Source organism: Mesorhizobium sp. U510 (assembly GCF_059180695.1).
In genome coordinates, this window is the sequence record NZ_CP180532.1 from 1,598,395 (window position 1) to 1,624,190 (window position 25,796).

The 25,796-nt window shown below is 63.9% G+C and carries 23 protein-coding genes and 2 pseudogenes; 13 read left to right on the top strand and 12 right to left on the bottom strand.

The window, feature by feature from the left end:
- The 3 genes from ACLGL5_RS09730 (at position 1) to ACLGL5_RS09740 (ending at position 3,216) form a co-directional block, all read left to right on the top strand.
- Positions 1-597, top strand: coding sequence for a TetR/AcrR family transcriptional regulator (locus tag ACLGL5_RS09730; RefSeq protein WP_019862920.1), 597 nt, complete (start codon positions 1-3; stop codon positions 595-597).
- Positions 594-1,523 (top strand): haloalkane dehalogenase, encoded by a 930-nt coding sequence (locus ACLGL5_RS09735; RefSeq protein ID WP_083246529.1) that lies wholly within the window; start codon positions 594-596, stop codon positions 1,521-1,523. The genes ACLGL5_RS09730 and ACLGL5_RS09735 overlap by 4 nt, the downstream gene beginning before the upstream one ends.
- Before the next feature lie 100 nt (positions 1,524-1,623).
- A complete protein-coding gene (locus ACLGL5_RS09740; RefSeq protein ID WP_019862922.1) occupies positions 1,624-3,216 on the top strand; it encodes a peptide chain release factor 3 in 1,593 nt (530 codons plus the stop codon).
- Positions 3,217-3,390: 174 nt separating this feature from the next.
- On the opposite strand, the gene ACLGL5_RS09745 is transcribed toward ACLGL5_RS09740, so the two are convergent.
- The 3 genes and pseudogenes from ACLGL5_RS09745 to ACLGL5_RS09755 form a co-directional block, all read right to left on the bottom strand.
- A complete protein-coding gene (locus ACLGL5_RS09745; RefSeq protein WP_019862924.1) occupies positions 3,391-3,861 on the bottom strand; it encodes a VOC family protein in 471 nt (156 codons plus the stop codon).
- A 216-nt stretch (positions 3,862-4,077) separates the two neighbouring features.
- Positions 4,078-4,437 (bottom strand): annotated as a pseudogene (locus tag ACLGL5_RS09750) (SRPBCC domain-containing protein); the annotation flags it as partial.
- Positions 4,438-4,510: 73 nt separating this feature from the next.
- Positions 4,511-4,855, bottom strand: coding sequence for an ArsR/SmtB family transcription factor (locus tag ACLGL5_RS09755; protein ID WP_019862926.1), 345 nt, complete (start codon positions 4,853-4,855; stop codon positions 4,511-4,513).
- A 196-nt stretch (positions 4,856-5,051) separates the two neighbouring features.
- Between ACLGL5_RS09755 and ilvD the strand changes: the two genes are divergently transcribed.
- A complete protein-coding gene (gene ilvD / locus ACLGL5_RS09760; protein WP_069090883.1) occupies positions 5,052-6,896 on the top strand; it encodes a dihydroxy-acid dehydratase in 1,845 nt (614 codons plus the stop codon).
- 295 nt (positions 6,897-7,191) lie between these two features.
- Entirely contained in the window at positions 7,192-8,127 is a 936-nt protein-coding gene (locus ACLGL5_RS09765; protein WP_010910050.1) for an IS110 family RNA-guided transposase, read from the top strand.
- An 80-nt stretch (positions 8,128-8,207) separates the two neighbouring features.
- Here ACLGL5_RS09765 and ACLGL5_RS09770 read toward each other — a convergent pair whose 3' ends face one another.
- Positions 8,208-9,962 (bottom strand): ABC transporter ATP-binding protein, encoded by a 1,755-nt coding sequence (locus ACLGL5_RS09770; protein ID WP_069090884.1) that lies wholly within the window; start codon positions 9,960-9,962, stop codon positions 8,208-8,210.
- Between the two features lie 152 nt (positions 9,963-10,114).
- Here ACLGL5_RS09770 and ACLGL5_RS09775 point away from each other — a divergent pair, with 152 nt between their 5' ends.
- The 3 genes and pseudogenes from ACLGL5_RS09775 to ACLGL5_RS09785 all read left to right on the top strand — a co-directional run bounded on the left by ACLGL5_RS09775 (position 10,115) and on the right by ACLGL5_RS09785 (position 13,167).
- Positions 10,115-11,395, top strand: coding sequence for an amidohydrolase family protein (locus ACLGL5_RS09775; protein ID WP_069090885.1), 1,281 nt, complete (start codon positions 10,115-10,117; stop codon positions 11,393-11,395).
- Positions 11,396-11,502: 107 nt separating this feature from the next.
- A complete protein-coding gene (locus ACLGL5_RS09780) occupies positions 11,503-12,426 on the top strand; it encodes a DMT family transporter (RefSeq protein ID WP_019862930.1) in 924 nt (307 codons plus the stop codon).
- Positions 12,427-12,694: 268 nt separating this feature from the next.
- Positions 12,695-13,167 (top strand): annotated as a pseudogene (locus tag ACLGL5_RS09785) (DUF805 domain-containing protein).
- A gap of 28 nt (positions 13,168-13,195) precedes the next feature.
- Here the strand turns inward: ACLGL5_RS09785 and ACLGL5_RS09790 are convergent.
- Positions 13,196-14,098: a phosphotransferase family protein gene (locus ACLGL5_RS09790; protein ID WP_069090886.1), complete on the bottom strand. Its 903-nt coding sequence runs from the start codon at positions 14,096-14,098 to the stop codon at positions 13,196-13,198.
- A 103-nt stretch (positions 14,099-14,201) separates the two neighbouring features.
- Between ACLGL5_RS09790 and ACLGL5_RS09795 the strand changes: the two genes are divergently transcribed.
- Positions 14,202-14,834 (top strand): class I SAM-dependent DNA methyltransferase, encoded by a 633-nt coding sequence (locus ACLGL5_RS09795; RefSeq protein ID WP_019862933.1) that lies wholly within the window; start codon positions 14,202-14,204, stop codon positions 14,832-14,834.
- Here the strand turns inward: ACLGL5_RS09795 and ACLGL5_RS09800 are convergent.
- The gene (locus ACLGL5_RS09800) at positions 14,831-17,284 is read right to left on the bottom strand and encodes a GcvT family protein (protein WP_069090887.1); all 2,454 of its coding nucleotides are present in this window, start codon (positions 17,282-17,284) and stop codon (positions 14,831-14,833) included. The two genes, ACLGL5_RS09795 and ACLGL5_RS09800, sit on opposite strands and share 4 nt — an antisense overlap.
- On the bottom strand, positions 17,281-18,168 hold the full coding sequence (locus ACLGL5_RS09805) for a phosphotransferase family protein (protein WP_019862935.1): 888 nt from the start codon (positions 18,166-18,168) through the stop codon (positions 17,281-17,283). Before ACLGL5_RS09805 ends, ACLGL5_RS09800 begins: the two co-directional genes overlap by 4 nt.
- A gap of 425 nt (positions 18,169-18,593) precedes the next feature.
- Here ACLGL5_RS09805 and ACLGL5_RS09810 point away from each other — a divergent pair, with 425 nt between their 5' ends.
- A complete protein-coding gene (locus ACLGL5_RS09810; protein ID WP_069090888.1) occupies positions 18,594-19,370 on the top strand; it encodes a DeoR/GlpR family DNA-binding transcription regulator in 777 nt (258 codons plus the stop codon).
- Here ACLGL5_RS09810 and ACLGL5_RS09815 read toward each other — a convergent pair.
- The 4 genes from ACLGL5_RS09815 to ACLGL5_RS09830 form a co-directional block, all read right to left on the bottom strand.
- Positions 19,367-20,266: an NAD(P)/FAD-dependent oxidoreductase gene (locus tag ACLGL5_RS09815; protein WP_069090889.1), complete on the bottom strand. Its 900-nt coding sequence runs from the start codon at positions 20,264-20,266 to the stop codon at positions 19,367-19,369. The two genes, ACLGL5_RS09810 and ACLGL5_RS09815, sit on opposite strands and share 4 nt — an antisense overlap.
- Entirely contained in the window at positions 20,256-20,705 is a 450-nt protein-coding gene (locus ACLGL5_RS09820) for an RrF2 family transcriptional regulator (protein WP_038651875.1), read from the bottom strand. The genes ACLGL5_RS09815 and ACLGL5_RS09820 overlap by 11 nt, the downstream gene beginning before the upstream one ends.
- 67 nt (positions 20,706-20,772) lie before the next feature.
- A complete protein-coding gene (locus ACLGL5_RS09825) occupies positions 20,773-22,134 on the bottom strand; it encodes a sensor histidine kinase (protein ID WP_069090890.1) in 1,362 nt (453 codons plus the stop codon).
- A 10-nt stretch (positions 22,135-22,144) separates the two neighbouring features.
- Complete coding sequence (locus ACLGL5_RS09830) at positions 22,145-22,819, bottom strand: response regulator transcription factor (protein ID WP_038651880.1); 675 nt, start codon at positions 22,817-22,819, stop codon at positions 22,145-22,147.
- A gap of 390 nt (positions 22,820-23,209) precedes the next feature.
- On the opposite strand from ACLGL5_RS09830, the gene ACLGL5_RS09835 reads away from it, so the two are divergent.
- The 3 genes from ACLGL5_RS09835 to ACLGL5_RS09845 all read left to right on the top strand — a co-directional run bounded on the left by ACLGL5_RS09835 (position 23,210) and on the right by ACLGL5_RS09845 (position 25,304).
- A complete protein-coding gene (locus tag ACLGL5_RS09835; RefSeq protein WP_245307019.1) occupies positions 23,210-23,710 on the top strand; it encodes a class I SAM-dependent methyltransferase in 501 nt (166 codons plus the stop codon).
- Positions 23,707-24,324 carry a DedA family protein gene (locus ACLGL5_RS09840; protein WP_038651885.1) on the top strand — a complete coding sequence of 206 codons (618 nt, stop codon included), beginning with the start codon at positions 23,707-23,709 and terminating at the stop codon, positions 24,322-24,324. The genes ACLGL5_RS09835 and ACLGL5_RS09840 overlap by 4 nt, the downstream gene beginning before the upstream one ends.
- Positions 24,325-24,398: 74 nt before the next feature.
- On the top strand, positions 24,399-25,304 hold the full coding sequence (locus tag ACLGL5_RS09845; protein ID WP_069093259.1) for a LysR family transcriptional regulator: 906 nt from the start codon (positions 24,399-24,401) through the stop codon (positions 25,302-25,304).
- Positions 25,305-25,310: 6 nt separating this feature from the next.
- Here ACLGL5_RS09845 and ACLGL5_RS09850 read toward each other — a convergent pair whose 3' ends face one another.
- Positions 25,311-25,793 carry a helix-turn-helix domain-containing protein gene (locus tag ACLGL5_RS09850; protein ID WP_069090892.1) on the bottom strand — a complete coding sequence of 161 codons (483 nt, stop codon included), beginning with the start codon at positions 25,791-25,793 and terminating at the stop codon, positions 25,311-25,313.
- Positions 25,794-25,796 lie beyond the last annotated feature (3 nt).

Below are 25,796 nucleotides of genomic sequence, written 5' to 3' on the forward strand. Positions count from 1 at the left end.
ATGGCTAGACAATCACTCCGCGAAAAACTTCTCGACGCCGGTTTCCGGACCATCTGGAATTCAGGTTATGCCGCCGCTGGCGTGCGCGACATCGTTGCCGCCGCCGACGCCCGGCCGGGATCCTTCACCAACCATTTCGCCTCCAAGGAGGCGTTCGTCGGCGAAGTGCTGGACCGCTACTTCACCTATGTCAGCGGGCTGGTCGAGGCTGCGCTGGCGCAGGACGGCACGCCGCCCATAGGCAGGCTGCGCCGCTACCTCGACGTCATCACCTCGAAGCTCGAGGCGCATGACTGGGCGCGCGGCTGCATGATCGGCAATCTCAGCCTTGAGACAGCCGTGCACAGCGAGCCGTTGCGTTTGCAGCTCGTCGCCATCTTCGAGCGCTGGCGCCAGCCATTCGCCGTCTGCATCGCCGAAGGCCAGGCGGCCGGCGACATCGCCAAGACCTTCGAGGCCGAGGACCTCGCCGACTTCCTGCTGTCGTCCTGGCAGGGCGCCATGCTGCGCATGAAGGTTGAGCGCAGCCCCGAACCGCTCGAGCGGTTCAAGAAAGTCATCTTCAGCACGGTGTTTGCAAAGGAGCCGACCCCATGAGTTCGAAAGCCAACCCGCCTCAGCCGGTCGCCACCGCGCCGAGACGCTTGCAGATTCCCGCACTCGATTCGACCATGTCCTATGTCGAGGCGGGAGCGTCCGGCCCGACCTTGCTGTTCCTGCACGGCAACCCGACCTCGTCCCATATCTGGCGCAACATCATCCCGCATGTCGCCCCGTTCGGCCGCTGCATCGCGCCTGACCTGATCGGCTATGGCCAGTCCGGCAAGCCCGATATCGACTATCGCTTCTTCGACCATGTCCGCTATCTCGATGCTTTCCTCGACGCGCTCGACATCAGGGATGTTGTGCTGGTCGCGCAGGATTGGGGCACGGCCCTTGCCTTCCATCTCGCGGCAAGGCGGCCGCAGCGCATCCTCGGCCTCGCCTTCATGGAATTCATCCGGCCCTTCGAGCGCTGGGAGGATTTTCACCAGCGCCCGCAAGCCCGCGAAATGTTCAAGGCGCTCCGCACGCCCGGCGTCGGCGAAAAGCTGGTCCTGGAAGACAATGTCTTCGTCGAGAAAGTGCTGCCGGCCTCGGTGCTGCGCACGATGAGTGACGACGAGATGGACGCTTACCGGGCACCGTTCCCGACGCTGCAATCGCGCAAGCCGGTGCTGCGCCTGCCCCGGGAAATGCCCATCGAAGGCCGGCCCGCCGACGTTGCCGCCATCAGCCAGCACGACCATCGCGCGCTGCGGCTGTCCACCTATCCGAAACTGCTGTTCGCGGGCGATCCGGGCGCGCTGATCGGGCCGCAGGCCGCGCGCGAATTCGCGGCCGGTTTGAAGAACTGCGGTTTCATCAATCTCGGGCCTGGTGCGCACTATCTGCAGGAGGATCATGCCGACGCGATAGGCGGCGCCATCGCCAGCTGGCTTCCGGAGGTCGTTTTGGCGAACCGGATGGGCGAGCTGGCCTGAGGCAAGCCATGGCATCCGGGGGCGTCCGCGCCGCCGGACCGGTCGACAGCCCGGCACTACGCTGCTAGAAGCCCGGCCTGTCACACGGAAATCCCAGAGAATGCCCGAAACAATACCAGAGGAAGTGGCGCGCCGCCGCACCTTCGCGATCATCGCGCACCCCGACGCCGGCAAGACGACGCTCACCGAAAAGCTGCTGCTGTTCGGCGGTGCCATTCAGCTTGCCGGCGAGGTCAAGGCCAAGAAGGACAAGATCCAGACCCGGTCCGACTGGATGAAGATCGAGCGCGAGCGCGGCATTTCGGTCGTCACCTCGGTGATGACCTTCGAGTATGAGGACAATGTCTTCAACCTGCTCGACACGCCCGGCCACGAGGATTTCGCCGACGACACCTACCGCACGCTGTCGGCGGTCGACTCGGCCGTCATGGTCATCGACGCCGCCAAGGGCATCGAGCCGCGCACGCTGAAACTGTTCGAAGTCTGCCGGCTGCGCGATATTCCGATCATCACCTTCGTCAACAAGATGGACCGCGAAAGCCGCGACCCGTTCGAGATTCTGGACGAGATCGAGCAGAAGCTGGCGCTGGACACCGCACCCATCACCTGGCCGATCGGCCGCGGCAGGACGTTTTCCGGAACCTATCACCTGGCGTTGAACGCAGTGCGCAAGGGCGACGACGAGAAGGAACGTACGCCGGTCAACGGCCCCGATTCCAACCGCGTCGCCGGGCTGCTGCCGGAAAACGAGCGCGAGGCCTTCATCGAGGAACTGGAACTCGCGCGGGAAGCGTGCCGCCCCCTCGACATCGATGCCTTCCGCGAGGGCCATCTGACGCCGGTCTATTTTGGCTCGGCGCTGCGCAATTACGGCGTGCGCGACCTGATCGAGGCGCTCGGCGCCTTCGGCCCGCCGCCGCGCGCGCAGGAGGCCGACACCCGCAAGGTCGAGGCCACCGAGGACAAGATGACCTCCTTCGTCTTCAAGATCCAGGCCAACATGGACCCCAACCACCGCGACCGTATCGCTTTCGTGCGCGTCTGCTCGGGCAAGCTCGAGCGCGGCATGAAGGCCAAGCTGGTGCGCACCGGCAAGCCGATGAGCCTGTCGGCGCCGCAATTCTTCTTCGCCCGCACCCGCGTCACGGCGGATGAAGCCTTTGCCGGCGACGTCGTCGGCATTCCCAACCACGGCACGCTGCGCATCGGCGACACGCTGACCGAGGGCGAGGAAATTCTTTTCAGGGGCGTGCCGAACTTCGCCCCGGAAATCCTGCGCCGCGTGCGCCTCGGCGACGCCATGAAGGCGAAGAAACTCAAGGAAGCGCTGCACCAGATGGCCGAGGAAGGCGTCGTGCAGTTGTTCTCGCCCGAGGACGGCTCACCGGCCATCGTCGGCGTCGTCGGCGCCCTGCAGCTCGACGTGTTGAAGGAGCGGCTGAACTTCGAATACACGCTGCCGGTCGAGTTCGAAATGTCGCGCTTTTCCGTCTGCCGCTGGATCTCGGCCGACGACAAGGCCGAGACGCTTCGCTTTATCGAGGCGCATCGCGGCGACATCGCCAGGGACCTCGATAACGACCCGGTGTTCCTGGCCCAGCACGCTTTCTCGCTGAACTACGAAGCCGAGCGCTGGAAAGCGATCCGCTTCGCCACCATCAAGGACTACCAGGTCCGCGACAAGGCGGCATGAGCTGTGTTTCTTTCCTTCTCCCCTTGTGGGAGAAGGTGTCGCCGAAGGCGAACGGATGAGGGGTGTTCCAGGGAACGCCAACGTCTCACTCCGCTGGAACACCCCTCATCCGTCTCGGCGCTGCGCGCCGATCCACCTTCTCCCTCAGGGGGAGAAGGAAAGATCGCGCGCTTCTCACCCCTTCGCCGCCTCTTCGAGTTTGGCGATGTCGATCTTGCCCATCTGCATCATCGCATTCATCGCCCGGCCGGCCTTGGCGCGGTCCGCATCCCCGAGCAGGCGCGGCAGCTGCTCCGGCACGACCTGCCAGGAAACGCCGAATTTGTCCTTCAGCCAGCCACAGGGTCCTGGTTCGCCGCCACCCTCCGTGAGCCTGGTCCAGAAATGATCGACTTCTTCCTGCGTCTTGCAGTCGATCGACAGTGAGATCGCCTCGGTGAACTTGTATTGTGGTCCGCCATTGAGCGCCAGGAACGGGACACCGTCGAGTTCGAACGAGGCCACCAGCACCTTGCCCTCATCAGCGTGACCCTTGGGCCAACGCGTCACGCTCAGCTCCTTCGAATTCTTGAAGATGGACATGTAATGGTTCATCGCCTCCTCGGCCTGTCCGTCGAACCACAGGAAGGTGGTGATCTTCTGCATGCGTTTCTCCTCGTTTTCTTTTCGGGGTACTTGGGGTGAAGGAAGCGTCAGGCGGCGCCCTTGGCCGCGTCCTGCAGGGAAGCAAGGTAGGCGTCGAGCTGGGCATAGCTCTCGCCCATGCCGCGAGTTCATGCCGGTGCCGAGCGCGCCGTCGCGGGCCGCTTGCGAGGCGTAAAGCACCGTCTGCGTCAGCAGCGTTTTTCCGGCCTGTTCGGTGAAGACCACGGTCCCTATGGTTTCGCCACCCGTCCAGTCCTCGTCGAACAGTTCGGTGGCGACGATCCTGGCTGGCCGCACGATTTCGCGATAGGCGCCGCTCATGCCCATGCTGCGGCCATCGCGGTGCTGCCAGACGTAGCGCGTGGCGCCGCCAACCCTGAGGTCGATTTCACAGATCGCCAGCCTCCAGCCATCGGGGCCGTGCAGCCAGCCCTTCAGCAACTCGGGTACCGTCCAGCAGTCGAAGACCATCGGCCGCGACGCGTCGAAGATGCGGGTGATCTGGACCTCGCGGTCGCTAGGCGTTGTCACCGTCAGCGTGGCGACGGTCGAACCCGGCAAGGTTGTGGTGCTCATGATGGTCCTCCTCCTATTTGCCAAAGGACGTGCGGCAGGCCGGTGACCCGACACAGGCCGCGATTCTTTCTGGCTATTGGTCGGTACTGTCGGGGGCTTTCTCGGCCTTCATCGCGCCGAGCAACGCGTCGAGGCGCTGGAAGTTGCCTTCCCAGATCTTGCGATACCGCTCCAGCCAGTCATTGGCCTCTGCCAACGGTTTTGCTTCCAACCGGCACGGCCGGCGCTGCGCGTCGCGGCCGCGTGAAATCAGCCCGGCGTTTTCCAGCACCTTTAGATGCTTGGAAATCGAGGGCTGGCTCATCGCGAAGGGCTCGGCGAGTTCCATCACGGATGCTTCGCCCTGGATGAGCCGGGCAAGAATGGCGCGGCGCGTCGGATCGGCGAGTGCGGCAAAAGTGGCGTCCAGCTGGTCCATCGGATGTCCATAGCCAAAAGGGTATATACCCGATTGGATATATACAGGCGAGCTCCGCTCGTCAACCGCACATTCGGATTTCGTGGCGCATTGCAAAAATGTGGCCAGACCATACTTGCGCGTCTATAAAGCCAGCGATCCGAATTCAGCTCCGCCGCGCCATTCCCGGGCCGAGGCCAGCCACCAAGGAAAAAACATGCCTGCCTATCGCTCCCGCACCACCACCCATGGCCGCAACATGGCCGGCGCACGCGGCCTTTGGCGCGCCACCGGCATGAAGGATTCCGATTTCGGCAAGCCGATTATCGCCGTGGTCAATTCCTTCACCCAGTTCGTGCCGGGCCATGTGCATTTGAAGGACCTCGGCCAACTGGTGGCACGCGAGATCGAGAAGGCCGGCGGCGTTGCCAAGGAATTCAACACCATCGCGGTCGATGACGGCATCGCCATGGGCCATGACGGCATGCTCTATTCTCTGCCGTCGCGCGAGCTGATCGCCGATTCCGTCGAATACATGGTCAATGCGCACTGCGCCGACGCCATGGTCTGCATCTCCAATTGCGACAAGATCACCCCCGGCATGCTGATGGCGTCGCTGCGCCTCAACATTCCGACCGTCTTCGTCTCCGGCGGGCCGATGGAAGCCGGCAAGGTGGTGCTGGCCGGCAAGACGCAGGCGCTCGACCTGGTCGACGCCATGGTCGCGGCCGCCGACGACAAGATCTCCGACGAGGACGTCAAGGTCATCGAGCGCTCGGCCTGTCCGACTTGCGGCTCCTGCTCGGGCATGTTCACCGCCAATTCCATGAACTGCCTGACCGAGGCGCTCGGACTGTCGCTGCCGGGCAACGGCTCGACATTGGCCACGCATGCCGACCGCAAGCGGCTGTTCGTCGAGGCTGGCCATCTCGTCGTCGATCTCGCCCAGCGCTATTACGAGCAGGATGACGAGACGGCACTGCCGCGCAGCATCGCGTCGAAGGGCGCCTTCGAAAACGCCATGACGCTCGACATCGCCATGGGCGGCTCGACCAACACCGTGCTGCACATTTTGGCGGCCGCCCATGAGGGCGAGGTCGATTTCACGATGGAGGACATCGACCGGCTGTCGCGGCGGGTTCCGGTGCTCTGCAAGGTCGCGCCGGCCAAGTCCGACGTCCACATGGAAGACGTTCATCGCGCCGGCGGCATCATGGCCATCCTCGGCCAGCTCGACAATGCCGGGCTGATCAACCGCGACCTGCCGACCGTGCACACATCAAGCCTCGGCGAGGCGCTCGACCATTGGGATATTTCCCGCACCTCCAGCCAGAATGTCCGCGACTTCTTCCTTGCCGCGCCCGGCGGCGTGCCGACACAGGTCGCCTTCAGCCAGGACCGCCGCTGGGACGATCTCGATCTCGATCGTGAAAAGGGTGTCATCCGTTCGGCGGAAACGCCGTTCTCTAGGGATGGCGGCCTTGCCGTGCTGAAAGGCAATCTGGCGCTCGACGGCTGCATCGTGAAGACGGCCGGCGTCGATGAGTCGATCCTGAAATTCACCGGCCCGGCGCGGGTGTTCGAAAGCCAGGACGCTTCGGTCAAGGCAATCCTTTCCAACGAGATCAAGGCAGGCGACGTCGTCGTCATCCGCTATGAGGGCCCGCGTGGCGGCCCCGGCATGCAGGAGATGCTCTACCCGACCAGCTATCTGAAGTCGAAGGGCCTCGGCAAGGCCTGCGCACTGGTCACCGACGGCCGTTTCTCCGGCGGCACGTCGGGCCTGTCGATCGGCCATGCGTCGCCGGAAGCCGCCGAAGGCGGCACGATCGGACTGGTGCAGGAGGGCGACACGATCGAGATCGACATCCCCAACCGCACCATCCGCCTCGCCGTCAGCGACGCCGAACTCGACAGCCGCCGGGCGGCGATGGAAGCCAAGGGCGTCCTGGCATGGAAGCCCGAGGAAAAGCGCAAGCGCAAGGTGACGACCGCATTGCGCGCCTACGCCGCCTTCGCCACCAGCGCCGACAAGGGCGCGGTGCGGCACGTGCCGGAGTAGCGCGGTTCTTCCTTCTCCCCTTGTGGGAGAAGGTGTCGCCGAAGGCGACGGATGAGGGGTGTTCCAGGGAACGCTAACGCCTCACTCCGCTGGAACACCCCTTGTATCTGCACGGAGGAGACTTTGTGCGATGGAAGCGACTGAGCCTCGAACCGGACGGCCATCCGATTCGAGGCTTGGCGAAGTCGCCCGACACCCCTGCGGCTACAACCGTGGATGAGCCTGGGATCTTCGTCTTCGTCACGCACGACCGAATAGTCGCTTGGCTCCAATCGCACGCACAAGGCAGGTTACCGTGAACACGACCCTCTGTGGAATAGATATTTCGAAAGACTGGCTCGACGCCCATATCGAGCCGATGGGAGCGGCAAACCGCTTCGCCAACGATGCGGCAGGCATCGCCGATCTGGCCGCCTGGTGTCAGAACCATGATGTCGAACTCGTCATCATGGAGGCCAGTGGCGGCTACGAACGGCTGGCCTTCCTGCTCTTGTGGGAGATGGGCCAACCCTGCGGCATGGCCAACGCGAGGAGCGTTCGCTACTTCGCCGAGGCAATGGGTTTCCTGGAGAAGACCGACAGAATCGATGCCGCCGTGATTGCCCGTTATGGTGCCGTCAAGCGGCTCAAGCCGACGCCGCCGCCGAGCGCGGCCCAGCAGCGGCTCAAGGCGCTGGTTGCGCGGCTTTCCCAGGTGGGAGGAGATCTCACCATTCAAAAGCAGCGCAAGAGCACCGCCGACGCCGAAACTATCGCCAGCCTCGATGAAGTGATCGCGCTGCTTGCGCGCCAGAGCCGCAGGCTCGAAGGTGAGATCGCCACGCTCATCGATGACGATCCGCTGTGGGCATGCCTCGACCGAGCCTTCCGCTCGCTCAAGGGTGTTGCCTCTCGCACCGTGGCGCGGCTGATGGCGCAGTTGCCGGAGATCGGCATCCTCTCCAACAAGGCCATCGCCAAGTTGGCCGGCCTGGCGCCGATCGCCAATGACAGTGGCAAGCGCAGCGGTCGAAGACCAGTGCGCGGCGGTCGGGCAGGGCCGCGCGGCGTCCTCTTTCTCGTTGCCAGCATCGTTGCCAAATATGATCCGCATCTGGCAGCTTTCAAGCAACGGTTGCAGACTGCCGGAAAGGAGAAAATGGTCATCCGCATTGCGCTCGCCCGCAAGCTGCTCGTCATTCTCAATGCAAAAGCACGCGACGCGCGTAACGAATTCGCAAATGCAACTTGACACCTCAGATAGTCGCTCATCCGTCTCGGCGCTGCGCGCCGATCCACCTTCCCCCACAAGGGGGGAAGGAAGAGGCGGCACTATGGCATCAGCTGATATTCATAAAGCTTCTGGTAAAGCCCGCCCTGCGTGAGCAGAGCACGATGCGGCCCGCTCTCCACCACCTTGCCGCCCTCCAGCACGACGATCGTGTCGGCCTGGTGCACGGTCGACAGGCGGTGGGCGATGACGATCGTCGTGCGGCCTTGGGTCAGCTGCTGCAGCGCGTCGCGGAACAGCGCTTCGGATTCGGCGTCGAGCGCGCTGGTCGCCTCGTCCAGCAGCAGTATTTCGGCATTGCGCAGCATGGCGCGCGCGATCGAGATGCGTTGGCGCTGACCGCCCGACAAGAGGCCGCCATTCTCGCCGACATCGGTCTCGTAGCCCTTCGCCTGCGCCATGATGAAGTCATGCGCGTTGGCGGCCTTGGCCGCGGCGATCACCTCATCATCAGTCGCGTCCTGCCGCCCAAGCCGGATGTTGTGCATGATGGTGCCGGCAAACAGGAACGTGTCCTGGCTGACATAGGCGATCTTTTCCCGCAGTGAAGCGAGCGTGGCATGGGAAATGTCCTGGCCGTCGAGCAAGACCTTGCCGCTGTTCGGGTCATACATGCGCATGATCAGGTTCAGGATCGTCGACTTGCCGCCGCCGGAAGGCCCGACCAGCGCCGTCATCTTGCCCGCTTCAAGGGTCAGGTCGAACCGGTCGAGCACCGGCGGACCGTTCTGATAGGCGAAGCTGACGGCATCGAACCGGATCTCGCCCGGTCCAGTCCGAAGCGGCTTTGCATCGGGCTTCTCGGCCAGTGTCAGCGGCTCGTCGGCGAGCTGGAACATCATGCGCACGCCGACAATGCCGCTTTCCAGTGAGATGCGCACGCGCGCCAGGCGCTTTGCCGGTTCATAGGCGAGCAGCAGCGCCGCGATGAACGCCATGATGTTGCCAGGCATCTGGCCGCCCTGCAGAACCAGCAAGCCGCTGACCATGACGGCGCCGGCGATCGCCAGCCCGGCCAGCGTCTCCATCACCGGGCTGGTCACCGCTTCCAGCGCGGCAATGTTGTTGGCCCGATCCTCGACGTCTGCCACCGCCTTGTACATGCGCTTGCGCATCAAGCTTTCGAGGTTGAAGGATTTGACTACGCGCACGCCGATAGCGGTTTCCTGCATCACCTGAATGATCTGGCCAACCGAGCGGAACTCCATGGCGGCGAACTTGCGCACACGCTTCAGGATGCGGTTGACGCCATAGATGGCCACAGGCCCGGCGACGAAGCAGATCAGCGACAGCACCGGCTGCTGCCAGACCATGACACCAATCAAGGCAAGCAGGGTCACCAGATCGCGCACATAGGAGGTCACGATCAGGTCGAGCACGTTGCGTGCCGCCTGGGCATTGTTGGTCATGCGGGTGATCAGATCGGATGACGAGGTCGAATGGTAGAATTCGATGCCTTGCGCCAGGATGCGGTCGTAGATCTTGCGCTGCCGGTCGGCGATGATGGCATTGCCGACGCGGCTCATGAAATAGGCCTGGACGAAATTGGCGAGGCCCTTGAGGATGAAGATCCCGGCGACCGCCGCGGCAATCATGTTGACGCGGTCGACCCGTTTGTCGATCACGAATTCATTGGTGATTTCGCGCAGGATCCAGGCGCTGGCGGCGGTCATGCCGGCCACCACCAGCATCGAAAGAATGGCCGCGCCATATCCGAACATATGCTCCCGGAACGATTCCCTGACCAGCCTTGCGACGAGGCGCTGGTTTTCCGACGAGCGGAAGAAACGAAACAAAGGCCGATCCTTGGTGGCGGAATGACGAAGGCGGCTTATAGAGGGAGTTGTCCCCGGATGGAACCATTGGAGGCTTCTGGAAAGAAACCGCTGCGTCATGCGGTCTTTTGGGACACCATGGCAAAGTGATTCTTCAGGCGAGATGACGACAGATGGATTTCGACCTTATCGTTCGTGGTGGCACGCTGCCGGATGGCAGGATTGCCGATATCGGCATTAGCGACGAGACGATCGCGGCGATCGAGCCCGAATTGCAGGGTTCCGCCCGGACCGAGGTCGATGCCAGCGGGAATCTGGTCTCGCCCCCCTTTGTCGATCCGCATTTCCACATGGATGCCACGCTGTCCTATGGTATTCCGCGCATCAACGCCTCGGGCACGCTGCTGGAAGGCATTGCGCTATGGGGTGAGCTGAAGCCGCTTTTGACGCATGAGGCGGTGCGCGACCGGGCGCTCGCCTATTGCGACTGGGCGGTGTCGATGGGCCTGCTGGCCATCCGCACTCATGTCGACGTCTGCGACGACAGGCTGCTGGCGGTCGAGGCCCTGCTCGACGTCAAGAAAACGATCGCGCCCTATATCGACCTCCAGCTCGTGGCCTTTCCGCAGGACGGTTTCTACCGCTCGCCGAAGGCGCGTGAAAACACAATCCGTGCGCTGGACATGGGCGTCGATATCGTCGGCGGCATTCCGCATTTCGAGCGTACCATGGCCGACGGCACGCGCTCGGTGACAGAACTGTGCGAGATCGCGGCCAAACGTGGCCTGATGGTCGACCTGCATTGCGACGAGACCGACGACCCGCTGTCGCGCCACATCGAGCAACTGGCCTATGAAACGCAGCGCCTTGGCCTGCAGGGCAAGGTGGCCGGCTCGCACCTCACCTCGATGCATTCGATGGACAATTACTATGTCTCGAAGCTGCTGCCGCTGATCGCCGAGGCCGGCGTTTCGGCTATCCCCAATCCGCTGATCAACATCATGCTGCAGGGCCGCCACGATACATTCCCGAAGCGCCGCGGCCTGACCCGGGTCAAGGAGATGCAGGCGATCGGCATCCGTGTCGGCTGGGGTCAGGATTGCGTGCTCGATCCCTGGTATTCGCTGGGCACCGCCGACATGCTCGACGTCGCCTTCATGGGCCTGCACGTCGCGCAGATGTCGAGCCCGGCCGACATGGCGCGCTGCTTCGACATGGTCACCAACGTCAACGCCGCCATCATGGGTCTCGACCACCTCGGCCTCGCCGTCGGCAAGCGCGCCAGCCTTGTCATCCTCGACGCCGGCAATCCGATCGAGGCCCTGCGCCTGCGCGCCGAGCGCATCTGCGTCATAGCCAGGGGCAAGGTGGTGGCGGAACGGACGCGGCAGGATACAAGGCTTTCCATTTCGGGCCGGCCGGCGCTGGTCAACCGCAGGCACAGAGCCACGTAGGCCCAGCCGATTCCCGGTCCTGGTCTCGCGATTTCCCGGATTCTTCTCGTCAAAGCCGCCGCTTCCGTCTACGACGCGACTTAGGCGAGGGAGGAATTGGGATCGGCATGACGCAACCCGTTGCGCAGAATTCCACGATCAGGAACGTGCTTCTGGCCGGCATTCTGCTGATGCTGGCCGGCGACTTCCTGTTTGCGCTGAACGATGCGATGGGCAAGTGGCTGGTCGCCAGCTTTTCCGTCGGCCAGGTGGTGCTGATCCGCTCCATAGGCGCCTTCTTCGTTCTCGGGCCGATGATTGCGCATCAGGGTGCGGCCAAGCTGTTTCGCATGGAACGCCCTGAACTGCAGATCTTGCGTGTCGTCATGACCACGCTCGACACCGCACTTTTCTATGCCGCGGTCGTCTATCTGCCGCTTGCCGACGTCATGAGTTTCTACATGGCGGGACCGATCTATGTCGCGGCGCTCTCGCACCTGTTGCTCGGCGAAAAGGTCGGCTGGCGCCGCTGGGTGGCGATCCTGCTCGGCTTCTGCGGCGTGGTGATCATGCTGAAGCCGTCCTCTGCGGCGTTCTCGCTGTCGTCGAGCTTCGCGCTCGCCGGCAGCATCGCCTTTGCCTTCGCCATCATCCTCAACCGGCGCCTGCGCGGCACCAGCGACACCAATCTGGTGACATGGCAGACCATCGGCACGCTGCTGGTCGGCGGCGTGCTGACCATCGGCGCCTGGCAAACGCCGTCGGCGCTCGATTTCGGCGCCATGCTGCTGCTCGGCATCGTTTCCTGCAGCGCCCATCTGATGATCACGCGGGCGCTCAAGCTGGCCCCGGCCTCGACGCTGGCGCCGCTGCACTACACGCTGCTCCTGTGGGCCGTGGTGTTCGGGCTGGTGTTCTTCGGCGACGTCCCCGGTCCGCGCATCCTGATCGGCTCCGGCATCATCGTTCTGGCCGGCCTGTTCATTTTCCACCGCCAGAAGGTGGTCGACACCACGGTGCCGCCCGAAAACGTACCGAAGGGCGTGAATTAAAGCGGGTTCCAGGAAAGTGTGAGAAGGCTTTCCGTCCGCGATTGCGGCCAAGCAAAGCATACGGCACATCACACGCAGCCTTTTCAAAGCTCCGCATCTAGCGGCCGAAGGCTATCATCCGGAATTGTTGGAGTTTCCGGTCAGAAAATCCGATATTTACATCGATACTTTGCCGTGTACCTTGCCTTTCGGGCGCAATACGGGATTGATTCTTGCCTGGGAGAGGCTGGATCAACATCTCAAGAAAACTGCGACAGACGGGGTGATGATGGGAAGTTTTTCCATATGGCATTGGCTGATCGTTTTGATCCTGATCGGCTTGCCGCTGGTGTTTGTTCTAAGAGCAGCGCCAGCCGGTGCGAACCGATTCGGAGAAATGCCGCCTTCGATGAATTTCGGTGAAGCAGTTTCAAGCTTCTTTCGAAATTATGTGAATTTTTCCGGCAGGGCCAGCCGCTCGGAGTTCTGGTATTCCTACCTCTTCATTTTCATTGGCGGCGTCGTTCTGTCATAGTCGATGCCATCGTGAAGAATGAAATCATCTCATCGATCTGGAATCTTGCCATCCTTCTGCCGACGCTTGCCATGACCGCTCGCCGGCTGCATGACATCAACAGAAGCGGTTGGCATCAACTCCTTGCTGGATTGTTCCCCATCGGTCCCATCGCGCTGATCATTTGGTATTGCAAAAGGTCTGACGACACGGTGACTTTGACTGAAATAGAGAGGGTTTTCAGGTAGGCTGGAGCCCTTGCCGCATGGAATTGCTTTAACCCGTACGCACAGCCGCCAGGTGCCGTGAAAACTCCGGCGTCTCCATCAACGCCTTGCAGCGGGCGAAGCGGCCGTCGGCATAGGCCCGGAAATCGTCGACGGGATTTTCGTTGGCAAGCTGGATCAGCCCCCACAGCGTCCAGAGCAGATCGCACATGGCCTTGTAGATGACGACGCGGCCGCACTCCGCCGGCCGCGCCTCGCCGCCGAAATAGGCGCGCATCAGCTCTTCGTCCTGGTCCGCATCGAACTTGCCTTCCACGCTGAGGTCGCCGAGATCCCAGAGCGGGTCGTTCATCCCCGAATATTCCCAGTCGACGATCCACATCCGCTCGCCCGTATCGAGGAAGTTTTCGCACAGCGGATCGCAGTGGCAAGCGACGAGGGGGAGCGGATGAGCGGCAAGCGCCGAGCGCACGCTGCCAGCCTCGCGCACCACGTCGTGATAGCCGGCTGGCAGGGTGACGTCCTTGGTCGACAGCACCTTGAGATAGTCGTCGATCATCGAAAACAGTTCGAAGCGGAAGGGGAACATCGCACCGGACGCGTGCAGCTTGCGGAAGGCTTCGCCGGCCCGGGCGGGGCTGCCCGCCCTCTCCCTGAATTTCTCCGGCGACATGGTCTGCGCGCCCGCGATGAAGCGCGTCACCATCACGCCGGTATCGGCGTCGGCATGCAGCACTTGCGGGCTGACGCCGGCTTTAGCCGCCTCGCGCGCGGCCACCGCTTCGTTGGCGCGGTTGATGTATTCCTCAGTACCTTTGCCTGGAATGCGCAGGCAGAGATCGCCGGCCCTGAAGACGAGATTGGTGAGGCCGCCAAGTCGCTCCAGCGGCCCGGTATAGTCGGCAAGCATGGGAATGGCGGCCAGCTTTGCCCGCGCTTCGTCTGTCACCATGCCCGCGCCCCCACGCCGTTATTTCTCTCTGCAACGGTTCCACAATTTTCGTCGTTTGGCTATCATCCGATCAAAGGCAACTCGATCAGGCGACACAGCAGCGATGACGGACGGTAAACATTTGGACGCGCTCAGCGCGGCCTACGCAGCCAAACGCCCGGAGGAGGTGGCCGCACTCTATGACCGCTGGTCGCAGACCTATGACACCGACATGTCGGCCGCCGGTTATCGTCATCCGACGATCTGTCTGGCTCTGCTGACCCGCCATCTGCCGCGCGGCGCGACGCCGTTGCTCGATGCAGGCGCGGGCACCGGGCTCATCGGCGAATGGCTCGATATATCAGGCTATCCTGAAGTCGAGGCGCTGGACATCTCGCAAGGCATGCTGGATCAGGCCGCCCGCAAGGGTGTCTATTCCGCGCTGCATTGCCTCGCGCTCGGCGGCACGCTTCCCTTTGCCGACGATGCTTATGCCGGGATCGTCTCGGCCGGTGTCTTCACTTCAGGCCATGTCGGCGTCGAAGGGCTGGATGAGCTGATCCGTATCTGCCGCCCCGGCGGGATCATCGTGCTGACGGTCAAGAACACGCTGTGGGATCAGGGTTTTGCCGCACGCATCGCCGAACTCGAAGCACAAGGCGTCGTCACCCGTGCCGAGGAAACGCGCCCTTACGTCTCGATGCCGGGCGAAGCCGACACCGTGCCCAGCCGCGGCCTCGCCTTGCGGGTGAACTAGGCTTTTACCCTCCCCGCTGTCGGGTCGAACATCGGCTCGAGATGGATTCTGGCGGGCGTCCGCTCCATTGCGACAACCAGCTCGTAGTCGCCCGCGGCGAGGAAATCGTCGCTCACCCCGTCGCCGTTGCGCACATAGCCGTAGCCGATGTTCTTGCCCAGCGTGTAGCCATAGCCGCCGCTGGTCAGATAGCCGACCGGCTCGCCATTGCGCAGGATGGTCTCCCGGCCGAGCAGCACGATCTCCGGATTGTCGACCGTGAAGCCGGCAAAGCGCTTCTTCAACGGCGCGCCGACAACCTTCTCCAGTGCGCGTCGTCCGACGAAATCGGTGTTCTTCCTGAGTTTGACCGCCCAGCCGAGCCCGGCTTCCTGCGGCGTGTCGTTGGGTGTGATGTCGGATCCCCAGGCGCGGTAGCCCTTTTCCAGCCGCAGCGATTCCAGCGCCCGGTAGCCGACCGGGCGGATGCCGTGCGTCTTGCCGGCCGCCATCAGCGCGTCGAAGACTTCGCCTGTCGCGGCGATCGGCACATGCAGTTCCCAGCCGAGTTCGCCGACATAGGTGACACGCAGCGCCCGAATCGTGTGGCCGGCGATGGCGATCTCGCGCACATGGCCGAACGGGAACGAAGCATTCGACACATCGGCATCGGTCACCGCGGCGAGCACGTCGCGCGCCCGCGGACCCATCAGCGACAGCGTGCCGAAATCCTCGGTGACATCGGTCAACTCCGCATCGTGACCCTCACCGATATGGTCGCTGATCCACGAGGCATCATGCGTGCGGAAGCCGGTGCCTGTGACGATGTAGAATTTCTCCTCGGCCAGCCGCGCCACGGTCAGGTCGGCCTCGATGCCGCCGCGCGTGTTGAGAAGCTGCGTGTAGGTCAGCCTTCCGACCGGCTTGCTGACGTCGTTGGCACAGATCCAGTCGAGCGCCTTGGCCGCGTCGGGTCCGCTCAATTCGTATTTGGCGAAGGACGACTGGTCGAAGACGCCGACCTTCTCGCGCACATGCCTGTGCTCGTCGCCGACCGCCGAAAACCAGTTCTGCCGGCCCATGGAATAGAGGTCCCGCGGCTCGACGCCTTGCGGCGCGAACCAGTTCGGCCGCTCCCAGCCGAGCTTCGAGCCGAACACGGCGCGCTGCTGCTTCAGCCTGCCGTAAAGCGGCGAGACGATGCGCGGCCGGCCGCTGGCATATTCCTCATGCGGGAAGCCGATCGTGTAATGCTTGCCATAAGCCTCCAGCGTGCGCTCGCGCACCCATTGGCGGTCGCGATGCAGGTTGGAAAAGCGCCTGATGTCGACCACCCACAGGTCGAGCGGCGCCTCGCCGTCGACCACCCATTGTGCCAGCACCCAGCCGGCGCCGCCGCCAGAGGCGATGCCGAAGGCGTTGAAGCCGGCGCCGACGAACATGTTGGCGCATTCGGGCGCCGTGCCGAGGATGAAATTGCCGTCCGGCGTGAAGCTTTCCGGCCCGTTGATCATCTGCTTGACGCCGACGGTTTCCAGCGCCGGCACACGCGCGATCGCCTGTGTCATATGCTGCTCGAAATGGTCGTAGTCGTCGTCGAACAGCCGGAACTCCCAGTCATTGGGCACGTCGCCCCCTGGGAGATCGGTCGCCCATGCCTGCGGGTTCGGCTCATAGCCACCCATCACCAGTCCGCCGACCTCCTCCTTGAAATAGGTACGCCGGTCGGGGTCGCGCAGCGTCGGCGCGTCCGTCGCCAGTCCATCGATCTTCTCGGTGATGATGTATTGGTGCTTCACCGGCTGCAGCGGCACGTTGATGCCGGCCATGGCGCCAACCTGCCGCGCCCATTGTCCCCCGCAGTTCACCACCTTGTCGCAGGCGATGTCGCCTTGATCGGTCTTCACCGCCGTGATGCGGCCGCCCTTCATCTCGAAGCCAATGACGCGGACATTCTCGAACAGCTTCGCGCCATGCATGCGCGCGCCCTTGGCCAGCGATTGGGTGATGTCGGAGGGGCTGGCCTGGCCGTCGGTCGGCAGCCAGGAAGCACCGACCAGATCGCCGGTTTCCATCAGCGGCCACATCGCCTTGACCTCGGCCGGGGACAAAAGATGCATGTCCATGCCGAAACTCTTCGCCGTCGTCGCCAGCCTTTTGTACTCGGTCCAGCGGTCGGCATTGGTGGCGAGCCGCAGGCAGCCGGTCATTTTCCAGCCGGTGGCAAGGCCGGTTTCGGCCTCCAGCCCCTTATAGAGGTCGACCGAGTATTTGAGCACCCGGGTGATCGAGGCGGACGAGCGCAATTGCCCGACCAGGCCGGCGGCGTGCCAGGTCGAGCCCGAGGTCAGCTTGCCTTGTTCGAGCAGAACGACGTCGGCCTTATGGTCGCGCGCCAGATGATAGGCCGTCGAGCAGCCGATGATGCCGCCGCCGATGACGACGATGGCGGCCTGGCTGGGCAAGGTCATGATTTCAGGATCCCGTATTTTGTCCGGTAGTTTTCCAGCGCCGCGTCGAGCCGCACCAGATTTTCCTCGGTGTAGGCGACGTAGTCGATGCCGGGCGCGTCCAGATAGAGTTCCGACACCATGCTCCACATCGCCTCGCGCAGCAGCGAGGCGCATTGCATGGCAGCGTGCGAGCGGCGGATCGCGGCGTCCGGTTCCTTCATGAAATAGGCGGTCAGGAAGGCGAAGGATTCCTCGTCGCTCATCCCGGCGTTCGAGGCGACGCCGGCAAGGTCGAACATTGCCGTGTTGAAGCCGGCATATTCGAAATCGATCAGCCACAACCTGTTGCCGTCGTCGAGAATGTTGGCCGGCAAAAGATCGTTGTGACCGAAGACGATCGGCAGCAGCTTCTGCGCCCGCTCAAGCTCGTCGGCCAGCGTCAGCAGGCGCGGCAAGTCGCTGCGCTTGCGGCTGTTGCCTTCCTCGAGTGTGCGCGCATAGTCGCGGATGACGTGGAACACCCAGAACATGAAGCCGGCTCCGGAGACATGGTTCGGCATCTCGCGATGGAAGGATCGCAGCAGAGCCGCCACACGGCCGAGATTGGCGCGCACGTCTTCGGCGAGGAAAGTCCTGGCGCCGAGAAACTGCGTCACCAGGATGCCGGGTTCGGAATAGTGCACGGCCGGCGCGAAGCCGGCGGCATGGGCCGCCCGCGCGGTCATCACCTCGCGCTCGCGGAAGACATGGTGGAAGGGATAGTCCTGGCCGAAGCGCACGACATGTTTGCCGGCAGCGTCACTGACCACATAATTGGCATTGCTCAGGCCGCCGGGCAGGGGGGCGATCTCGATGGCGCCGGTCCAGCACGGCAGGGCGCGGATGCGATCTTCGGCAATCACGGGATTATCCCTGGTTTGCTGGCCTGGTTTGCTGGGCTTCGACAAGGCGCCATGGACAGCGCGACGAGAGCGGGGAGAAACGCAAATAATCTCGTCGGTGCGGGACGCCAGGATCGGTATCCCGCACCGCACCGACGAGCCCCTTGGCCAGGATTCTGATCCCGGCATCCGCCCCCGCGGATCTGAAAATTCCTTGCGCCAGACGCGTTCAAGACCGCCTGGCCAGTGAGTTGCGGCTCTGCCATCGCCCTCCCGTTGCAGCTCCGAACCTCTGCTGATGCCCTGGATTTCACGCCAGGGTTGCTCGGTTGTCAATAAAAAGATGTGACTTTTTTTGGGTATTTTGCCCGAAACCAAGGGGCGATATCTTTAAAAGTGCTTGAATTACCTTAAAATCGGTCAAAAGGCGAAGCTTGGGAAACCCAATGGTCCATTCAAAACGCCATGGCGAGATCCTGCGTCTGCTGCAGGAAGAAGGAACCGTCACCATCGCCAGCCTGGCCGATCGGCTGGGTGTTTCATTGGAAACCGTGCGTCGCGACGTCAAGCCACTCACCAGCGACGGGTCGGTTCTGAAGATGCATGGCGCCATCGGCCTGCCATCCATGGTCGGCGAGGCGCCGTTCGAACGGCGCATGCGCGAGAATGCCGATGCCAAGCGCATCATTGCCCGCATGGTCGCCGCCACCATCCGCGACGGGGAATCGGTCATGCTGGACACCGGCACCACGACCTCGTTCCTGGCCCGGGAACTGCTCGGCCACCGGCGCCTGACGGTCGTCACCAACTCTTCCGATATCGCCCGCACGCTAGCCACCATCAACGGCAACAAGGTCTACATGGCCGGCGGCGAATTGCGCAGCGATTCAGGTGCCGCGTTCGGCACTTCGGCCATCGAGTTCGTCAGCCGCTTCTCCGTCAGCCATGCCATCATCTCCACCGGCGCCGTCGATGCGGTGACGGGGGTCATGGACTACGATCTGGAAGAGGCCGCATTCGCCCGCATGGTGCTGTCGCGTGGCCAGCGTTCGCTCGTCATCACCGACCACACCAAGTTCGGCCGCCAGGGCCTGGTCCAGGTCTGTGGCTTCGACGGCTTTTCCGAACTCGCCACCGACCGTTCGCCGCCGCACGACATAGCCGCGGCGCTGGCGCAGGCCGGCGCGCGGCTCAGCATCGCCGGCGGCGAAGCCGGATTTTAGCCGAACACCAGCGACTGGTGGGCGCATACGCCGGCAAAAGTCCCGCCCGATACAGCGAAGGCGATGTTGTGCATCGCGCGTGCTGCGTCTCCGGCGGCATAGACGCCGGGAATTGTCGTCTGCTGCCGGTCATCGACAGATATCATCGGGCCGAGCAGGCCGTCCTTGAGGCCGCAGCCGAGTTGCTCGGCCAGCGGGCTCGTCATCGTGTTGCGCGGCGCGGTGAACATCGCCCTGACGCCGGCCGTCCGGCCGCCGTCGAGGTGGACGATCAAACCGCCGGAGCTGTCTTCCCTGAGTTCGCTGACGATCGCGGGTTCGAACCTGACTTTTTTGCCATCCAAAGCGAGCATCTGCTCGGCGTCAGGCTCGATCTGGCCGTTTCCGAACAGCGTGACGTCGCCCCAATCGGCGATCAGCTGCGCCTGATGCATGGACATCGGGCCGGTCGCGAGCACGCCAAGCTGCCCGCCGGAGACCTCGTAGCCGTGGCAATAGGGGCAGTGCAACACGGTCTTGCCCCATTGCTCGGCAAGCCCGTGAACCCCCGGCAGGATGTCGCGCACGCCGGTGGCCAGCACCAGCCGCGCCGCGCCGAATATCTCGCCGTCATCGGTGGTGATCTCGAAATCGCTGCTGCTGTTGGCGACGGCTCTGTCCGCACGGGCATCGACAAGTCTGGCTGTGGGATAGGCCAGCAATTGCCGCCTTGCATCGTCGAGGATGGCGCCTGGCGTGCGCCCGTCCTGGCCGAGAAAGCCATGCGAATGCGCGGCGAAACGGTTGCGCGGCTGGCCGGCGTCGATCACCAGCACGTTGCGCCGCGCCCGCGCCGCCTGGGTGGCGGCGGACAGGCCGGCAAAGCTGCCGCCGATGACGGCGAGATCATACTGCATGGCTGGAGACTCCGATGAGGTCATAACGGCGGCGGAAATCGGCGGTCAGGTCGGCCAGCGTGATGCGGCTGAGCTTCTCCGCCAGCAGCTTTTCGGCCGCAACGCGAAAATCGTCGAGCACGGCGATCACCGCTTGTTCGACAAGGCAGCCCGGGCTTTCCGGCGCGGTGCTGAACGGCAGCAGCGTCTCGCCAAGCGCGGTGCTGATCTCGGCCAGCGAGATGTTTTCGGGCGCGCGCCCGAGCAGCCAGCCGCCACCATGCCCGCGCGACGAGGTGACGATGCCGGCGTCTCGCAAGCCGGCGATGGTGCGACGCACCACCACCGGATTGGTGTGGATGAAGGTGGCAAGCTGCTCGGAGGTAAGCGCGTGCTCTGGCTTCTCGGCCATGTGGACGAGAATATGCAAGGTGGAGGACAGTCGGCTGTTGCGTTTCATGTAACTTATTTAGTTACGATTTCAAAGATGTCAAACACGCCAACGCAATTTTGTCGTTTAGGCAGTGCTATGCCGGCAAGGCGCGAAAACTCATCCGGAAGCGGGCGCCGCTCGGCTTGCCGTCGAGAATCTCGATGCGCCCGCCATGCAACTGCATGATTTCCTGCACCAGGTTGAGCCCGAGCCCGGCGCCGTGATCCTGCGGGCGCAGCCGGTAGAAGGGCTCGAAAATGCGTTCGCGCTCGGCTGGCGGTACGCCGTCGCCTTCGTCCCGCACCTCGATGACGGCCGGAGCTGTGACACTGACGGTGATCTTGCCGGCGCGCCCGCCGTGCTCGATGGCGTTCTGGACGATGTTGGTCACGGCGCGCTCGATCGCGGTGCGGTCGCCGGTGGCGAAAACCGCTTCCGGTTCCGGCTCGAACGACATCTCGTATCCGGCCGAAAACGCCATCGGCGCGAGGTCGACGATGACGCCGCGCGCGATCGCCACGAGATCGACTTTATCGAGCGGTGATGTCTGCCGGTCGAGGCGTTGCAGGTCGAGCAACTGGTCGGTCAGCGTCGAAAGCCGCGCTGCGTCCTGCAGCAGCCGGGCTCGCTCCGGTGTCGCCGGCAGCGAGGCCAGGCGCGTGTTGAGGATGGCGACCGGCGTTCGGAGTTCATGGGCGGCGTCGGTCAGGAAGCGCTTGTGGCGCTCGTAGCCCTTGTCCAGGCGTGCAAGGGCGGCGTTCACCGCCTTGACCAGCGGCGTGACTTCCTTTGGCACATCCTCCAGCGGCAGCTGTGCGCCGCGCTGGTCGATGTCGATGCGTTCGGCCTCGGCGGCGGCATGGCCAAGGCCCGATAGCGCGCCGCGCACCACCCACGGCGTCGCGAACAGCGTGGCCAGCGCCATGAGGCCGGCGAGCGGCAATATGCCTTGCAGGAAGAATTGCGGCGCCTGTCCGAGCAGGCGCAGCAGCGAGAGCCCGCCCTTGGTGCCGGTGAAGATCTGGAGGTTGCCCGCGGCCGTTTCGGTCCAGCGGATCTTTGCATCCGGTGGCGCGCTCTCGCCGATGGAATGGTCGATACGCGCGTCGCTGATCGTGTCCAGCAGTCCGGCGAAAGGCTGGAAAATGGCCGGCACCGTGCCTTCCTGCAACCGCTGCCCCTGCTTGTCGCGGATGATGAACCAGAGGTCGGGGACTTCGGATCGCAGCGTCGTCAGATCCGAGGTCTCGTGCAGCACAAGCTTGCCGCCCGCGTCGCGCGCCACGGCATCCGCCAGCACGTCCATCGTGCCGTCCTCATAGTCGTGCGGAATGAGGCCGGTGGCGAGCAACGCGCCGAGAATACCGACGATGATCAGCGTCAGCATCGCGCATTGCAGCAAGGCGATGCGCAGCACCAGGCTCCATTTGAGCGAACGCGGCCGCTTGATACTCATCGCTTGAGGGTCACGTCGTTTCGCGCAGGAGATAGCCGACGCCGCGAATGCCGTTGATCGTCACCCCGGCATCGGCGTCGGCGAGCTTGCGGCGCAGGCGTGAGACATGGGTGTCGAGTGCATTGGACTGGATCTCGTCGTCGAGGCCGAACACCGCTTCCATCAGCGCCTCGCGCTGCACCATGCGCCCGGTGCGCCGCATCAGCGCCTCCAAGACCAGCAGTTCGCGGCGCGGCAGGCTGAGCGGCTCGCGGCGGATCGCAGCCTCGCGATGTCCGACATCGAGCACCAGATGGCCGGCGCGGATGAACTGCGACTGCAGCGGCGCCGGCCGCCTGAGCAATGCGCGCAAGCGGGCCAGCAATTCCTCGAAGGCGAACGGCTTTGCCAGATAGTCGTCCGCGCCCATGTCCAGCCCATCGACCTTGTCGGACGTGTCGCCCTTGGCCGTCAGCACCAGCACGGGCGTGGTGTTCGCCGCCGAGCGCAATCTCGGCACCAGCGACAGCCCGTCACCGTCCGGCAACTGGCGGTCGAGCAGGATGGCGTCGTAGCTGTCGACGGCAACGAAGCCTTCCGCCTCAAGCAACGTGCCGGCGTGATCGACCACCATGTCGTGGCGCTTCAGCGCGGCACGCAGTGCCGAGACCATTTCGGGCTCGTCTTCGACCAGCAAGATACGCATCCACACTCCCCGGCAACGTGCACACCGCATCGGGCGCTACCGCGCCAACATTGCGTGGACATGGCAAAGCCGAATGGCCGGCGGCCGGCAAGTTCTTTCTTTGCGTCCAAGCTATTGCGCAATGTCTATGCAATCCAGCCACGGCAAACAGCGCCGGTCGGCAGGAACCGCCCATGCCGGCGTCAAGGCGTCGGGCTCGACGATGCAACAGGTTCGGGTCCGACGCCGAAACGAAATCAAGCCGCCGCGCCAAATTGGTTGGCGTACTTTTGTCCGGGATTGAGGTTGCTTATGCCTGCACATGATGCCCTGTCTTTTCTCATGGCGTGGACCGTGGCGCCGTTCAGGATCGGCTCCGTCACACCGTCCAGTTCCAGCCTGGCGGCCTTGATGACAAGCGATATCGGTCCCGAGACCGGCCCCGTGTTGGAACTTGGCCCGGGAACCGGCCCGTTCACACGGGCGCTGCTGTCACGCGGGGTGCGGGAAGAGGATCTGACGCTGATCGAGTCCGATCCGGATTTTGTGGCACTTCTCATGCGTCGCTTTCCCGCCGCCCGGATTTTCGAGATGGATGCCGTCGGCCTGCGCCATCTGTCGCTATTTCCTAGGCCGGTGGCAGGTGCCGCCATCAGCGGCCTGCCCTTCCGCCTGATTTCGCCGCACAAGACGCTTGCCATTCTCGAAGGTGTTTTCGCAAACCTTCGCCCGGGCGGGGCGCTCTACCAGTTCACGCTCGGCCGGCGCTGCCCGTTCGATCAGTCGCTGCTCGACCGGCTAGATCTCGAAGTCACGCGGGTCGGCCATACCTTTCGCAATTTCCCGCCGGCGACGGTCTACCGCGTCGCCAGGATCAAGACGCTCGGGACCTATGACTGGCGCTTCGCATGACGGGTCCGTTGTCGGCCATTCTCGGCTTCGGCCTGTTCGGCGTCTTCTGCCTCGCCTTCACCGAGAAGATCCTCCCGATCCCGCCCTCGCATGTGCTGCTGCTGTTCCTCGGCATGACGGCGGCGCCGGACAGTTCGATGCTGGCGATCCTGCTGGCGGTGACGACGGTTGCCTCCTTCGCCGGCTGCCTTGTCTGGTATGGGGTTGGCCGCCGGATCGGATTCGACCGTGCCGACCGGCTGATCGAACGGGTCGGCAGATATGTCTTCCTGCGCCCGGCAACCTACCGCAAGCTCGGCCAGGCCTATCGCCGCAATCATGTCCGGGTGTCCCTGCTGGCGCAGTTCATCCCGACGGTGCGCAACTATCTGCCGATCGCGGCGGGCGCGCTTTGTCTGCCGGCACTGCCCTTCGCGATGGCGACGCTGCTGGGCGCCACAATCTGGAATGCTGGCTTCCTCCTGACCGGCTACCTCTTGCGCGGCAGCGGCCAGGATTCCTTCACGGTGGGCTTGCGCATCATCGTCATTGTCGTGGCGCTGGAGACGGTCTGCATGCTTGCATTGCGCTATGGCCCCGCATGGCGGCGGCGCATCAGGCTGGCGCTCGGCTGAGCACCAGTCTCCGGTCATGGGATAAGTTCCGCCATCGGCTTTCCTTCGCCCGGCCGCCGGTGTTTAGTCCGGCCATGGCCTTCACCATCCGCCAGCTGCAGTTCTTCATCGCCGTCGCCGAACAAGGCACGGTGTCGGGCGCCGCACAAAACCTCTCCATCTCGCAATCGTCGGTCACCGAAGCGATCAAGGAGCTCGAAAGCGATCTCGGCGTCGAATTGTTCGAGCGCCATTCGCGCGGCCTCAACATCACCCATAAGGGCCACCAGTTCCTGCGTCACGCGACCAAGATCCTTGCTGACGTATCCGACGCCCGCCGCTCTTTTTCCGGCGAACAGGCGGTGGCGGGAGGGCGGCTGCAGCTTGGCGTCACCTCGCTGGTCGCCGGCTATGTGCTGTCGGATCTGCTTGCCCGCTACCGCCGCGCCTATCCGGGCGTCGAGGTCTCGGCCATCGAGGACAATGGCGACTACCTCGAACATCTCTTGATCGGCGGGAAGCTGGATATCGCCGTGATGGTGACGTCCAACTTGCGCGACCGCACGGCGCTGCAGTCGGAAATCCTCGAAGTCTCGGCCTATCGGCTGTGGCTGCCGCTCGGCCACCCGCTCGCCGGCGCCGACATCATCGGCATTGGCGACATAGCCGGCGAGACGCTGATCATGCTCACCGTCGACGAGATCGAGGAAAACACGGGAAAGCTGCTGGCGGCGATCGGCGCCAAGCCGCATGTCGCCTTCCGCACCCGTTCGGTGGAAGCGGTGCGCAGCCTGGTCGCCACCGGTGCCGGCGTGGCGCTGCTGCCCGACCTTGTCTACCGGCCATGGTCGCTCGAAGGCGACCGCATCGAATCACGCGATATTTCCGGCTCCTTGCCGGTGGTGCAGGTCGGCATGGTCTGGCGGCGGGGCTCCAGCCTGCCGCAGGCGGCGCGCGATTTCATCGGACTTGCCCAGTCGCAGCGCACGGTCCGCCGCTAGCATGGCCTACTCCAGGCGAACGTCGCCAGTCTCGCGCTTGCGCCTTGTGACGGAAACCGCCTCCGCCCTGAACGGCGCGAGCGGAGCAACCTCGAAGCGGCCGGCGCCCGCAAGCCTGACGGCGCGGCGGAAAGTCGGACACTCCATCGGCCGGGCGGCCGGACATATAGCGGCGTGACGCAAAGCGTCTCGGATCGCCCTCAGGCGCTGGATGATTTGGTCCAGTTCGTTCGCCTTGGCATCGAGGCGCCCTCGATCCATTTTCGGCAGGCCGTCGGGCGTCAGCATCGAGGAAATCTCGTCCAGTGTGAATCCACCGGCGCGTCCGAGCGCGATCAAGGCGAGCCGGTCCAGGACGGCAGGGTCGAACAGGCGGCGTTGGCCGCGACGGCCGATCGAGGCGACGAGGCCCTTCTCCTCGTAGTAGCGAAGTGTGGAGGCGGGCACGCCGGTGCGGCGCGACACCTCGGCAATGTCCATGTCTTTCATGCT